The 13,741-nt window shown below is 60.2% G+C and carries 12 protein-coding genes (1 of these 12 only partly in view); all 12 read left to right on the top strand.

All coding sequences use genetic code 11. The annotated features are described in order from the left end of the window. The first annotated feature begins 85 nt into the window (after nucleotides 1-85). Nucleotides 86-613: a crossover junction endodeoxyribonuclease RuvC gene (gene ruvC, locus C2E25_RS02905; RefSeq protein ID WP_085010186.1), complete on the top strand. Its 528-nt coding sequence runs from the start codon at nucleotides 86-88 to the stop codon at nucleotides 611-613. Next, a complete protein-coding gene (ruvA, locus tag C2E25_RS02900; protein ID WP_103114289.1) occupies nucleotides 610-1,206 on the top strand; it encodes a Holliday junction branch migration protein RuvA in 597 nt (198 codons plus the stop codon). The genes ruvC and ruvA overlap by 4 nt, the downstream gene beginning before the upstream one ends. A 164-nt stretch (nucleotides 1,207-1,370) precedes the next feature. Then, on the top strand, nucleotides 1,371-2,396 hold the full coding sequence (gene ruvB, locus C2E25_RS02895) for a Holliday junction branch migration DNA helicase RuvB (protein WP_103114288.1): 1,026 nt from the start codon (nucleotides 1,371-1,373) through the stop codon (nucleotides 2,394-2,396). A gap of 17 nt (nucleotides 2,397-2,413) precedes the next feature. Next, nucleotides 2,414-3,739: a diguanylate cyclase domain-containing protein gene (locus tag C2E25_RS02890; protein ID WP_103114287.1), complete on the top strand. Its 1,326-nt coding sequence runs from the start codon at nucleotides 2,414-2,416 to the stop codon at nucleotides 3,737-3,739. Nucleotides 3,740-3,743: 4 nt separating this feature from the next. Beyond that, a complete protein-coding gene (locus C2E25_RS02885) occupies nucleotides 3,744-4,184 on the top strand; it encodes a hypothetical protein (protein ID WP_103114286.1) in 441 nt (146 codons plus the stop codon). A gap of 150 nt (nucleotides 4,185-4,334) precedes the next feature. After that, on the top strand, nucleotides 4,335-6,695 hold the full coding sequence (locus tag C2E25_RS02880; protein ID WP_103114285.1) for a hypothetical protein: 2,361 nt from the start codon (nucleotides 4,335-4,337) through the stop codon (nucleotides 6,693-6,695). A gap of 28 nt (nucleotides 6,696-6,723) precedes the next feature. Beyond that, a complete protein-coding gene (locus C2E25_RS02875; RefSeq protein ID WP_103114284.1) occupies nucleotides 6,724-7,263 on the top strand; it encodes an epoxyqueuosine reductase QueH in 540 nt (179 codons plus the stop codon). 40 nt (nucleotides 7,264-7,303) lie between these two features. Beyond that, on the top strand, nucleotides 7,304-8,254 hold the full coding sequence (locus tag C2E25_RS02870) for a patatin-like phospholipase family protein (protein WP_158247104.1): 951 nt from the start codon (nucleotides 7,304-7,306) through the stop codon (nucleotides 8,252-8,254). 86 nt (nucleotides 8,255-8,340) lie between these two features. Then, entirely contained in the window at nucleotides 8,341-8,646 is a 306-nt protein-coding gene (locus C2E25_RS02865) for a phasin family protein (RefSeq protein ID WP_103114282.1), read from the top strand. Between the two features lie 18 nt (nucleotides 8,647-8,664). Continuing rightward, entirely contained in the window at nucleotides 8,665-10,356 is a 1,692-nt protein-coding gene (locus tag C2E25_RS02860; protein WP_103114281.1) for an ABC1 kinase family protein, read from the top strand. A gap of 217 nt (nucleotides 10,357-10,573) precedes the next feature. After that, nucleotides 10,574-11,503: a UDP-3-O-acyl-N-acetylglucosamine deacetylase gene (gene lpxC, locus C2E25_RS02855; RefSeq protein ID WP_103114280.1), complete on the top strand. Its 930-nt coding sequence runs from the start codon at nucleotides 10,574-10,576 to the stop codon at nucleotides 11,501-11,503. 130 nt (nucleotides 11,504-11,633) lie between these two features. Next, nucleotides 11,634-13,741, top strand: partial view of a sensor histidine kinase gene (locus C2E25_RS02850; RefSeq protein WP_103114279.1) — the 5' portion only. The gene runs 139 nt beyond the window's last position; the window shows 2,108 of its 2,247 coding nt (coding positions 1-2,108); the start codon lies at nucleotides 11,634-11,636; its stop codon lies off the right edge, out of view.

Below are 13,741 nucleotides of genomic sequence, written 5' to 3'. Positions count from 1 at the left end.
AGGCTTCCGGCGCTGGGCGCCAGGCGCCGGGCTCATGTCTTGAAGCCCGGCGCCTGATGCCCGGCAGCCAACGCCGCGACTTTCTATGCGCATTCTCGGCATCGACCCCGGATCACGACTGACCGGCTACGGCCTGATCGAAGGCCGGGGCAATCACCTGCGCCATGTCGACAACGGGGTCATCGCCACCAGCAGCAAGGACCCCCTGCCGCAGCGACTGAAAATTATCCATGACGGCGTGGCCGCCCTGATCGAAGAGTTCCATCCCGAAGCGATGGCGATCGAAAGTGTTTTCCTGGCCAAAAACGCCCAGTCGGCGCTGAAACTGGGACACGCCCGGGCCAGCGCCATCATCGCCGGGGTCAATGCCGGCCTGCCGGTCGCCGAATACTCCGCCCTGCAGGTCAAAAGCGCGGTGGTCGGCTACGGCAAGGCCGCCAAGTCCCAGGTTCAGCAGATGGTCAAGACCCTGCTCAACCTGCCGGAAATTTCTCAGGAGGATGCCGCCGACGCGCTGGCGGTGGCGATCTGCCACTTCCACAGTCGGCCGCTCAACAACCAGCTGGCGCGCCTGCAGGCCGCGACCGGCCGCCGCCGGGAGACCCGCCGATGATCGCTCAACTGACCGGCCAGATCGCCTACCGCTCCCTGGACCACATTATCCTCGACGTCAACGGCGTCGGCTACCGGGTGATCGTCCCCCTTTCGACCTTCTACGCTCTGCCGGACCAGGGCCAGGTCACCCTGCAGGTTCAGACCCATGTCAAGGAAGACAGCTTTCAGCTGTTCGGTTTTGCAACCTTTGACGAAAAGGAGATGTTCCGGCTGCTGATCGGCGTTTCGGGCGTCGGCCCCAAGCTGGCGGTCAACATCCTTTCCAACATCAGCACCGATGAGCTACGGACCGCCCTTGGCGAGGGGAACCTCGCCCGGCTGTCGAGCATTCCCGGAATCGGCAAAAAAACCGCCGAGCGACTGGTGGTTGACCTGCGCGAAAAGGCGCGCGCCTCCACACCGGAAGCGGCAACGGACCAGGCGGCGACAACCGCCGGCACGGGATTCAGCCTGGAAGACGCCCTGTCGGCCCTGACCAACCTCGGCTACAAGGAAAACCAGGCCCGTAAGGCCATCGAATCCATGGATATCAGCCCCGGCAGTACGGTTGAAGAGATTCTCAAGGGCGCCCTCCGGCTCCTGATCAAGTAAGATACGTTCGCTAAAACGCCGTCGGCCGAGCAAAAAGGGCCGGCAGCAAGACTGCACGATTGTCGAGCAATGAGTCGTACTTATGTACGTCGAAGCAACGATGGCAAGAACAGCAACGCAGCTGCTGATGAGTTTTTCGACGCCATCAAATAAAGGATCAGCGCATGACAGAGCGGCTCATTTCCGGACAGATTCAGGACGACGACAACAGCTTCGAGACCAGCCTGCGCCCCAGGCAGCTGAACGAATATATCGGCCAGGCCAAGGTCAAGGAGAACCTCAAGATCTTCATCGACGCCGCCCGCGGACGTCAGGAGTCGCTTGATCACGTCCTCTTCTACGGTCCGCCCGGCCTCGGCAAGACCACCCTCGCCAACATCATCGCCAACGAGATGGACGTCGGCATCAAAAGCACCTCCGGACCGGTGATCGAGAAAACCGGCGACCTGGCGGCGATCCTGACCAATCTCGAACCGGGCGATGTTCTCTTCATCGACGAGATTCATCGTCTCTCGCCGGTGGTGGAGGAGATCCTCTACCCGGCCATGGAGGACTACCAGCTCGACATCATCATCGGCCAGGGCCCGTCGGCGCGGACCATCAAACTCGACCTGCCGCGCTTCACCCTGGTCGGAGCGACCACCCGCGCCGGGTTGCTCTCATCACCATTGCGCGACCGCTTCGGAGTCATCTCGCGGCTGGAATTCTATACGGCCGAGGAGCTGGCCACCATCGTCCGGCGCAGCGCGGAACTGCTCAGTGTCCCGACCGACGCGGCGGGCGCCCTGGAAATAGCCCGTCGCAGCCGCGGCACGCCGCGTATCGCCAACCGCCTGCTGCGGCGGGTGCGCGATTTCGCCGAGGTCAAGGGAGACGGTATGGTCACCCGCGAGGTGGCCGACATGGCGCTCGGCCGACTTGAGGTCGACGCCGAAGGATTCGACCACATGGACCGCCGGCTGCTGCTCACCATTATGGATAAATTTTCCGGGGGACCGGTCGGCCTCGACACCCTGGCGGCAGCCATCGGCGAAGAAAGGGACACCATCGAGGATGTCATTGAACCCTTCCTGATCCAGGGCGGCTATCTCAACCGCACCCCGCGTGGACGGGTCGCGACTCCCCTCGCCTATCGCCATTTCGACCGCCGGACATCGACCCCGGGCGGGCTGTTCGACGCCTCATCCTGACCATTCGGGCACCGACCATGCGCCTGATCCGCCCCACCCTGACCCGCCAGATCGTCTTCGGCTACCTGATCCTGGCCCTGTTCAGCCTCTCGGCGGTGGCCTACGCCCTCAACAGCCTGCGCAACCAGGTCAACCGGGCGGACAACCTGGTCCAGGTCGACATCCGCGCCCAGAACCTGCTGCGGTCGCTGCGTTCCAGCCTGCTCGGTGAAGAACGGTTGACCCGGCAGTACCAGGTTCTCGGTCAACCGGACCTGCTGCCTCCCCTGGCATCGCGGCTGGCCGAGTTCCGCGCCCGCCGCGATGCCCTTGAGGCGCTGGAAGGCGGACAGTTCGACCTGCAACTGGCGGCGGCCGGCCGCGATTACCTGGCCGCCGGCGAAGAATTCCTTCAGGCCGGCCGCAACAGCGGACAAAAGATGACCGCGGAACTGCGCGATCGCCTGGCCGGAACTCGCCGACTGACGCTGCTGCAGCTCAACCAGAACCTCGCCGCCGGCGCCACCAGGGTCGATCAGACCCTGCAACGGCTCGGCCAGGAGAGCCGCAGTGCCTACAAGATCACCCTGGTGCTGGTCATCTGCGGGATGTTGCTGGCGACCATCGTTGCCGTCTCGCTGCGCCTGTACATCAATGCCTCGCTGCAGAAACTGGCCCGCATGATCCGCGACGTTGCCTCCGGCAGCTTCGATATCAAGGTCGATGACAAGGGGCATGACGAGTTCAGCCTGCTGGCACGGGAATTTCAATCCATGGCCACCAAGTTGAGGGAGCTGGAACAGCTGCAGCTCGACGCCAACCCCCTGACCCGCCTGCCCGGCAACCTCGCCATCGCCAGGGAAATCGAACAGCGCATCGAACGCGGCGAAACCTTTGCCCACGCCTTTGCCGATCTCGACAATTTCAAAGTTTACAACGACCGTTACGGCTACCAGCGCGGCAGCGATGTCATCAACCTGACCGGAACCATCATCCGGGACGTGGTCGAGCAGTACGGTGACCCCGGGGATACAGTCGGCCACATCGGCGGCGACGACTATATCTTCCTCACCCGACCGGAGCTTGCCGAGCAGATGGCGGCTGAGATCATCGCCCGTTTTGACCGGGTGGTGCCGGACTGTTATTCTGAAGCTGACCGGGAAGCCGGTTTTTTCTACGCTCGTGACCGTTTCGGTGAAGAACGCCGCTTCCCGCTGCTGAGCATTTCCATTGCCATCGTCTGTTCAGACAACTTCGAGCATCCGACCGCGGCCCTGATCGGCCGGGAGTGCGCGCGCATGAAAGAGCATTTGAAAAACCAGCCGGGAAGCATCTTCCTCATCGACCGCCGCCGGGGGCATTGAAACCGTGCCGCGCCTTGTCATCGGCCTGCTGTTGCTGTTGTTGCTGACCGCCGGTTGCCCGCTGCCGGCCCCGCAGCAACAGAACCGCCCATCCTCGCCGGAAAGTTCGACCACGGAGGATGCCGACGAACTCGGCCGCAGAACTTTTCGCCAGGGGCTTGAAGCCTTCAGCAACGGCAACGATAAACTTCTGCAGCGGCTGACCGACAGCGAACCGCATACGATCTGGGGCCTGACAGCCGCCAAACTGCTGCAACTCAACGCCGCAAGCCACAACCGGCAGCAACAGATTGAAACGTTGCGGCTCCAGGTCCGGCGCCTGCGAAAAAAACTCACCGCGACCGACAACAACCTGAAACGGACTCAAGAGCAGAACCGGCAGCTGCAGGGCAAGCTTGACGAGTTGACCCGGGTCCTGATTGAACTGGAGAAACAGACCCGCTGAAAATGGTGCATTTTCCTGTTGGCAAAGCACACCCCCTGTGCTAGCTTTTTGCAGGGGGAAAATAAGCAATAAAGCCCTGCTGATTGACCCCCGGGGCCGTCATGGTGACGGCCCTTTTGCTTTTCCATTCCCCCATTCTCCCGCAGATCGATGTCCAGAGAATCTCTCGACAGTTTTCTTCTTCAACTTGGCCGCTGGACCAGTCAGGTCATCGAATCCGGCCGTACTCCGTTTCGCAAAGTCGAGCTCAATCCGCCGCTGATCCATCCCCCCTGTTGCGACCTTCCCCATCTCGTTCTCTGGATCAACCGCGACAGTCACATGGCGGGCGGCCTGATCCTGCTGCCGGACGGCGATATCGACCAGGCGCTCGCCACCGGCGTCACTCTGGCCGATGCCCTGGGTTTGAAAACCTTGGCCTGCTGGGACCGCGACCGGCTCGGCATCTGGACTCTGAACAGCGGAGCCGCGGTCAAGGAGGAAACCATCTCCGCGGCGACCGTCCGCAGCGCCGGCCAGTTCCAGCGGCAACTGCAGTCCCTTCTCGAACGACTGAAAATTTTCGCCGTGGCCAACGCCCCGGACAACAAGGAACTTTCCGCTCTCTACCTGGCCAACCTGCTCCACCTGGCGCTGCTCGAAACCACCCCAGAACTCAATGAGAGCCTGCGGGTCTGCCGTTCCGAACAATCCCCGGGAGACTCCTGGCCCGGAGGACGCGACCCGGGAAGGAGCAAAGTCCTGCTCACCCTCTGTCGCCTGCTCGCCGTGGGTCATGCCGACCTGCTCCCGCCGACCGTTGTCGCCGACGGCCTGGAACGGGCACTCCGCTTCGCCTGCAACCAGTTACCCGATGAACTGGCCGGACAGCTGACGCCGACAGCCGAGGAACCAGCGCTGCCAGCCACCGCTGTCGCCCGACTGCACCATGTCTGGCGACGACTGCAACAGCTCGGCTGCCTGTCGAACCGGACACTGCTCGCTGAAGCCGTCGAATGGCTGCCGACCGGATCTGAACCGTTGCCGACAGGCCGCACCGAACCGGAGGAAACGGACACGGAGGAGACCAGGGAACTCGTCATCAATCCATCCGGAATCCCCGGAGACAGCACCCCTGCGGCGGAAATCGGCCTGCCCGCCACCCTCGGCCGGCGTACCCTTTTGCGCTGGTTGCGCCACCTGCCGCAACCACGATTACAGCTGACGGAAATCGCCGCTCTGCCAGCGGATTTCAAACCCGGCCTGGTGCGGGGAACCCTCTACCCGTCACCTCCGCCGCAACGACTGCAACGCCCACAGCTGGCCACGGCGCTGCGCATCGCCTGGCCGAGCCGGAGGTTCTCCCTGCAGGCCACCGCCCCGCGCTGGCACTACGACCTGCTGCAACTGCTGGGACGTGCCGCCCCCGGAGCCCGACTGGAAATCCGCCTGCCGGCCGATTGGGTCGACCGGCGTGACGGCCAACCGCTATGGGCGCTGATCCGCAGCGATTTTCAACTGACGGCCCTCTACCTGGAACGTCAGGAGTTTATCTGTCTGCAGATGGTCAAATCGGAGCGGAACGACATCAACTGCGTCATCACCGGGCACCGAAGCAACCGCGAGCTGCCCTGGGAGGAGCTGCGCCGGCGGCCCTTGAGCTACCTGCGGCTGCTGCTCAACTGGCCCGAGCCGCTGTTGCAGTTGGTCGACCAGGAACAGTTGCTGCTCTGCGACGAGCAGTGCTGCCCCGAAGAGCTGGCAACGGTCGAACAACTGTACTGGCAATCCTCTCATGGCCTGCGCCTCGCGGCCTGGTGCGGAATCGATTCCGGAAGCTTGAACAGGGCGGGCTACCGTGCCGAGCGAGCCGGACTGCCCTGCTACCCCCACCCCGACCGGTTGCGCAGACTGGCAAATATCGCCGCCGACATGACGCCCGGCGACAACCGTTTCGACAGCGAAGTCGCGCTCTGGATCGGATCGGAACTGGCGAACGCCAACTGGCCGGCAGCGCCTGAACGGGAAACCGGATCGTCAGCCCACGAGCGGCCGTCCTCGGCCGACCTGATCGAAGAGATTGAAGAGCGGATCCTGGTGGACGGGCTGCCGCAATTCCCCACCCACTACCTCTACGATCATTACCGACCTCAATTGACCCGCTACGAACTGCATGGCGAGTTGCATGAGTGCGGTCGTTTTTTCGGCCAGATCGCATTACGCGATCAGCACCATGAGATCCAGGTTGACTCAGACCCCCTGGCCGCCTGCCTGCTGCTAGCGTCCGCCGGTCATCGCGGCCCCCTGGAATTACCGAACGACGCCCGGGTTGCCGCCGACATCGCGCGGCGCTACCTGACCGACCTGCGGCGCCTGCGCGGTGAACTGAACCGCGAAGCCCACCGACTGCAGGAAGATCCGGCAGCCGCCAGGCGCCTGGTCAGTCGAATCTGGAAACGCTGGAAGCTTCCCGGACCTGACAACATCGAACGGGTCAAGGCTTTCCTTCCGGAGATAAACCAAGTAGAATGACACCGATCACACGGTCAGGGAGAATCCGATGAATCTGCTGCTGCATATCTGTTGCGCCAACTGCGCCATCTATCCGGTCAAAATGCTGCGCCAGCAGCACCACCACCTGACCGGCTATTTTTTCAACCACAACATCCACCCCTACCAGGAATTCAGGCGCCGACTCGACACCACCCGCGAATACGCCGAACAGGTTGACCTGCCGCTGATCGTCTGCGAAGAGTACGCTCTGGAAGAGTTCCTCTCCAATGTCGCCGCCGACCCCGCTTCACGCTGCGGCTACTGCTACCGCACGCGGATGAGCGCCACCGCCCGCCTGGCCGCCGAACAGGGCTATGACGGCTTCACCACCAGCCTGCTCTACTCCCGTTATCAACAGCATGACGCCATCCGCGACTTCGGTGAAAACCTCGCAGCCGAGTACGGCCTGGTCTTTGTTTACGAAGACTACCGTGTCGGCTGGCGGGAAGGAATCGATGTGTCGAAGACCATGGGCCTCTACCGCCAGCAGTACTGCGGCTGCATCTATTCTGAAAAAGACCGTTATTACCGACCATCGACAAACTGATCCGACCTGTAAAGCTGCCTATTCGACGGGACAGAATACCGTGCCAGGACTGCAATCAAGAAACCGGCTGGGACTTGCCCTCGGCAGCGGAGCCGCCCGAGGCCTGGCCCACATCGGCGTTATCAAGGTGCTGGAAGCCGAAGGCATCCGTCCGACCGCCGTCGCCGGCACCTCCATCGGCGCCCTGATCGGCGCTCTCTACGCCGCCGGTGTTCCCGCTGCCGACATGGAAGATGTCGCCCGCAGTATTGACTGGCGCAGCCTCGCCCGCCTGGTCGATCCGATACTGCCGACCCGCGGACTGATCGACGGCCGAAAAATCACCCGGTTTTTCTCTGAGCTGCTGCCGGTCAGGGATTTTTCCGAACTGCAGATCCCGCTGGCGATGGTCGCCACCGATGTCGAAACCGGAGAAAGCATCGTCCTGCGGCAGGGCGACCTGCTCAGTGCCCTGCGGGCGGCGATCGCCTTTCCCGGCATCTTCCCGCCGGTCTGTTTCGGTGATCGCTACCTGGTCGACGGCGGACTCTGCCACCCGGTCCCGGCCGCCATCGTCCGAGAACTCGGGGCCACCCGGGTTCTCGGCATCTGCGCCATTCCCGAGGTCGACAAGAGCAGCCATGAAGCCTTTCTGCCCGGACGATCCACAACCGACCGGAAGGTTCGCAACACCCCGTTGCTCGGCATCCTCAACGCCGAACGGGTGGAAAAACTCTGGCGCGACATTTTCGGCCGCCGCAACGTCAATCGCGGCGAAGGCAACGGCAACCGCCGGCCTCCCAATATCTTTCGTGTCTTCGCCCAAAGCGTCGCCATCATGGAAAACCAGATCAATGCCCTGCGCCTGGCACACGACGATATCGACCTGCTGCTGCGCCCGCAACTTGCGGGGATCAACCTGCTGGAATTTCATCGCGCCGAGGAGATCATCGCCGCCGGAGAAACCGCGGCCCGTCTTGAACTGACAAACATTCGAAAACTGGCGGAATAAACCGGAGCCGGTTTCTAAGGTTGCCATACCGCCCTCCTGTGGTAGGATTCAAGTGCTTGGAATAACTCATGGATCCGGAGGATAATATGCTTGAACTGATCGAAAAAACGGTTCTCACGGCGATGGGGGCGGTCTCCATGACGCAAAAAAAAGCCGAGGAGATGCTGGAAGAATTGAAACAACGCTGCAACCTCAGCGAGGAAGAGGGCAAGGACCTGCTGCAGCGACTGCAGGGGGTCGCCAGGGAGAATCAGAACAAACTCCAGGAAATGGCCCAGCAGGAAGTCCACAAAGCCTGTCAGCGTATGGGAGTCGTCACGACCGAGGAGTTTGAAAAACTGCGCAAAAAAGTGACGCAGCTGGAAAAAAAACTCCGCGCCCAGTCGCGCTGACGCCGGCCAGCCGCCAGCATGCTGCCATTTACCCGCTTCAACCGGAATATCCGGACGATCCGTCGCTACCGGACTATTCTCGGCATCCTCATCAAATACGGTTTCGGCCAGTTTGTCGAACAGCTCAACATCAACTACTACCTGGAGCTGGGCCGCAAAATCGTCACCCTCGGCACGGCGCCCAAGGGCATTGAGCGCCTGGGTCAACCGCAGCGACTGCGGCTCGCCCTTGAGGAACTCGGACCAACCTTCATCAAACTCGGCCAGCTGCTTTCAACCCGTCCCGACCTGATTCCCGGCGATTACCTCGACGAACTGAAAAAACTGCAGGACAAGGTTCCCTCAGTGCCCACCGAGCAGATTCGCATCGAAATCGAAAGCGAACTGGGCTATCCACTGGCGGAACTTTTCGCCCACTTCGACCCGGAACCGGTGGCGGCCGCCAGCGTAGCCCAGGTCCATCGCGGGCGCCTGCACAGCGGCGAAGAGGTGGTCTTCAAGATCCGCCGTCCCGGCATCGCCCAGGTCATCGAAACCGATCTCGACATCCTGATGGGGTTGGCCTACCTGGTCGAACATCATCTCCCCGGCGGTGACATCTACGACCCGGTCGGATTGGTCAAGGAATTCCGCCGCACGATTCATCGTGAACTCGACTTCACCCGCGAAGCGCGAACGATTGAACGTTTCGCAGCCAATTTCGAGGGCGACGACAGCGTTCACGTCCCGAAGGTCCATTGGGATTTCTGCGGCGAAAGAGTTCTGACCATGGAGTATATCTCCGGGATCAAGGTCAATGATCTCGAACGACTCCGGGCCGAAGACTACGATCTCAAGCTCATTGCCGATCGCGGCGCCAATTCGTTCCTGCGCCAGGTGCTTGAATTCGGCTTCTTTCACGGCGACCCCCATCCGGGAAATATCTTCATCCTGCCCGGCGACACCATCTGCATGCTCGATTACGGCATGGTCGGGCGCATCAACCAGGACCTCAAGGAACAGCTGGTCGACCTGCTGCTGGCAGTGCTGCAGCGTGATGTCGACCGGATCATCTCTCAGTTGCTCTATTCCGGAGAGTTGACCGACGAATCGAATCTCAAGGCCCTCAATCGCGACCTGGGGGAATTCATCGAGGACTATTACGAAATCCCCCTGCAGGATATCAAGGTCGGCAAGCTGCTGGCCGATTTCGTCGAGATCCTGACCCACTACCGGATCCGCTTCCCTTCCGACCTGATGCTGCTGGCCCGCGCCCTGGTCGCCATGGAGGGACTCGGCCGGCAGCTCGACCCGGATTTCAACATGATCACCCACCTGCGGCCGTTTCTCGAACGACTGGTCAAGGAACGGCTCACCCCGACCAACCTCTCCCGCGAAATGCTTCGGGTTGCCCAGGCCTACGGTTCCCTGGCCCGACACCTGCCGCGTGACATCAAGGAGTTCATCAACCGCGTCAACCGCAACAAGTTCAAAATCGATCTTGAACATCGCGGGTTGGAAAAACTGATCACCGACCTCGACAAGGCCAGCAACCGGCTCTCCTTCAGCCTGCTGATCGCCGCGCTGATCATCGGCTCCTCCCTGATCATGCAGACCGAGAAGGGACCGATGATCTTCGGCTTCCCGGCTCTCGGTTTTCTGGGCTATTCGGTCGCCGGTTTTCTCGGGCTGTGGCTGGCGATCGCCATCCTCAGGTCGGGACGTCTGTGACCTGATTGTGGACGCTGCGCCACAGGCTGTGGTTCTGTCACCACAAGTCAATCGTCCTCCCGGGCCCCCTTCACAACGCTGAACATCCTGCAAAGCCATTAAATAACAGGCGATTCGCCGACTGAAAAAAAACCTTCAAACAAGGCATGAAGTTTGCTATAAGTACACCCCCGTACGCCTGTGAAGGCGGAACTTTCGAGGAGTTACGACAGTTATCATGATTTTTCAGGCAACCATCGCTCAACCCGTCACCATGACCGGAATCGGCCTCCATTCCGGGACTCCGATCACCATGACCCTGCGTCCCGCCGATGCCGGCACCGGGATCATCTTTCACCGCAGCGATGGAGAACGGACCGTTTCGATTGAAGCGAAATCCTGCAATGTCGTTGATACCAAGCTGGCAACGGTGATCGGCAAACAGGGTCTGAGTGTTTCAACCATCGAACACCTGATGGCTGCCATTACCGCTTTCGGCATCGACAATCTGCACATCGATATCGACGGTCCGGAAGTGCCGATCATGGACGGCAGCGCCGCTCCGCTGGTGGAAATGATCGCTGCCGCGGGCATCCACAGCCTGCCCCACAGCCGCAAGTATCTGGCGATCCGCAAACCGATCACCATTGTCGACGGAGAAAAACGGGTCACGCTGATCCCCTCGCGTTTTTTCCGCATCAGTTACGATATCGCTTTTGACCACCACTGTATCGGCCAGCAGCACCGCAGCGTCAAATTCTCCCCGGAGGTTTTCCGGCGCGACATAGCACCGGCAAGGACGTTCGGCTTCCTGCACGAGGTTGAATACCTCAAGGCCAACGGTCTGGCCCGGGGCGGGTCACTTGAAAACGCCGTGGTCATCGGCGAAGACAAGATTCTCAACGAGGAAGGGCTGCGTTTCAACGACGAGTTTGTCCGCCATAAGATTCTCGACGCGGTTGGCGATTTCAGCCTGCTCGGCTACCCCCTGCTCGGCCACATCAAGGCCTTCAAGGCCGGTCACGACATCAACCACCAGGCCGTTGAAAAGGTTCTCAGTTCCGCAGAGCATTGGCAACTGGTGGAATTCAGTGAAGCCGATCTGGCCTGCGCACTGCAGAAAGCCCCCGCGACCTACCAGCGGGAACTTGCCTTCTCCAAGGCCTGACCTTCAAGACAACTTTGCAAACCGATCAGGGCAGCTGCATCAGCTGCCTTTTTTGCGTCTTCCCCTTGCCAAACCTCGACCTGTTGTCCTAAGTTTAAGAGATCTTCGCAACTACCCCGACAGGACGTTCATGAGCCGTTCCAGCGACAACATCCCCGCGGTACAGGAAACCCGCAAACGCCGCCGGGAATGGATTCTCATTCTGGTTGTCATTGTCCTGGTGGTGCTTTTCTCCCGGTTCGAAACCGAGCTTTTTCAATTCACCTCCAACATCTCCTTCTCCAACACCGTCCTGGTTCTGGCCCTGATCAACCTCAATATCCTGCTGATCATCCTTTTTCTGTTCCTGATTTTCCGCAATCTCTTCAAACTGATTGTCGAACGTCGTCGGGGTGTTCCCGGAGCCCGGCTGCGCAGCAAACTGGTGCTGGCTTTTGTTACCCTGTCGCTGGTGCCGACCATGCTGCTTTATTTCGTCTCGGCCGGCTTCATCAGCACGACCATCGAAAACTGGTTCAACACCCAGATCGAAAATTCCCTGCAGGAATCGCTTGAGGTGGCCCAGACCTACTATCGCAACTCGGCTGCCAACGCCCTCTACTATGCCGACCAGCTGGCGGCAATGATCAAGGAAAACAAACTGCTCAACCAGGGCAATCTGCCACAGCTGGAAGCCCTGATCATGCAGAAACAAAAGGAATACAACCTCGGTATCGTCGAAGTTTTTTCTGCAACCTACGAGGAACTGGTTCGGGCCACCAATCCCCACATTCCAGCGGTCGAGTTCACCAATCCAGACTCGGATTCCATCCGTGAAGCCCTGCAGGGTCAGCGCATCACCCGCATCACGCCGATCGGCAAAGCCGACCTGATTCGGGGTATCGTCCCGATCTATTCCAACTTCAATCCCGAAGATATTGTCGGCACCGTGGTCGTCAACTACTATGTCCCCTACTCCCTGGTCAGCAAAATGAAGGAGATCTCCGCCTCCTACGAGCAGTACAAGGGGACCAAGTTTCTCAAATCGCGTATCCAGAAGGGCTATATCATCGTGTTGCTGTTGATCGCCCTGGTCATCATCTTTCTCGCCACCTGGTTCGGTTTCTACCTCGCACGCGGCATCACCGGGCCCCTGCAGGAGTTGGCCGAAGCCACCGGACAGGTTGCCGCCGGCAAACTTGATGTCCACCTGGAGGCTCACAGCGACGATGAAGTCGGCGGACTGGTTCAGTCCTTCAACAAGATGACCGCCGACCTGCGCAGCCATCAGCAGGCATTGCGCAAAACCAACCGCGAACTGCGATCCTCCAACCTCAAGCTTGACCAGCGCCGCCGCTACATGGAAATCGTCCTTTCCAACGTCACCGCCGGCGTCATTTCAATCAACAAACAGGGGGCGATCACCACCATCAACAAATCGGCGACCCGGTTGCTGAAGATCGCTCCGAAACGAATCATCGGCAAAAACTTCCGTGAGGTCGTCGGCCCGACCTACCTTCCGGTCATCAAGGATTTTTTACGGGAGCTGGTCAGTTCAGGCAAGGATTCCATCCGTAAACAGATGAACATCCAGATCGGGGAACAACGGCTGACCCTGCTGGTCAACATCACAACCCTGCGCGATGAGCAGGACGAATTCATGGGAACCGTGGTCGTCTTCGACAACCTGACCCAGCTCCTCAAGGCCCAACGCATGGCCGCCTGGCGCGAAGTCGCCCGACGTATTGCCCACGAAATCAAAAACCCCCTGACCCCGGTCCAGCTTTCCGCCCAGCGTCTTCGCAGGCGCTACCTTGACCGCTTCAGCGACGATGATTCGGTCTTTGATGAATGCACCCGGATGATCATCAACCAGGTTGACGAACTGAAAAACCTGGTCAATGAATTTTCCAGTTTTGCCCGTATGCCGGCCAGCAATCCGACTCCCAATGATCTCAACAAAATCATCAGCGACACCCTCATTCTCTACCAGGAAGGACACAAGGCGATTCAATTTCAATTCCGCCAGGATCCCCGGGTGCCGACCTTCGACATGGACCGGGAACAGATCAAGCGGGTCCTGATCAACCTGCTCGACAATGCCATAGACGCCATGCACGGCAAGGGGACAATCGAAATCGAAACCCTGTTCAACCAGGGTTTGCAGATGGCAACCTTCACCGTTGCCGACAATGGAGAGGGTATCAGTGCCGAAGACAAACCCCGTCTTTTTGAACCCTATTTCTCCACTAAAAAATC

Source organism: Geothermobacter hydrogeniphilus, assembly GCF_002898515.1.
GTDB lineage: Bacteria > Desulfobacterota > Desulfuromonadia > Desulfuromonadales > Geothermobacteraceae > Geothermobacter_A.
Note: the sequence above shows the minus strand (reverse complement) of the source record. Positions and strands in the feature narration are given on the sequence as shown.

Excerpts from the sequence above, each read along its gene's own strand:
- ruvC (WP_085010186.1), top strand. The coding sequence starts at position 86 with ATGCGCATTCTCGGCATCGACCCCGGATCACGACTGACCGGCTACGGC.
- ruvA (WP_103114289.1), top strand. The coding sequence starts at position 610 with ATGATCGCTCAACTGACCGGCCAGATCGCCTACCGCTCCCTGGACCAC.
- ruvB (WP_103114288.1), top strand. The coding sequence starts at position 1,371 with ATGACAGAGCGGCTCATTTCCGGACAGATTCAGGACGACGACAACAGC.
- C2E25_RS02890 (WP_103114287.1), top strand. The coding sequence starts at position 2,414 with ATGCGCCTGATCCGCCCCACCCTGACCCGCCAGATCGTCTTCGGCTAC.
- C2E25_RS02880 (WP_103114285.1), top strand. The coding sequence starts at position 4,335 with ATGTCCAGAGAATCTCTCGACAGTTTTCTTCTTCAACTTGGCCGCTGG.
- C2E25_RS02875 (WP_103114284.1), top strand. The coding sequence starts at position 6,724 with ATGAATCTGCTGCTGCATATCTGTTGCGCCAACTGCGCCATCTATCCG.
- C2E25_RS02865 (WP_103114282.1), top strand. The coding sequence starts at position 8,341 with ATGCTTGAACTGATCGAAAAAACGGTTCTCACGGCGATGGGGGCGGTC.
- C2E25_RS02860 (WP_103114281.1), top strand. The coding sequence starts at position 8,665 with ATGCTGCCATTTACCCGCTTCAACCGGAATATCCGGACGATCCGTCGC.
- lpxC (WP_103114280.1), top strand. The coding sequence starts at position 10,574 with ATGATTTTTCAGGCAACCATCGCTCAACCCGTCACCATGACCGGAATC.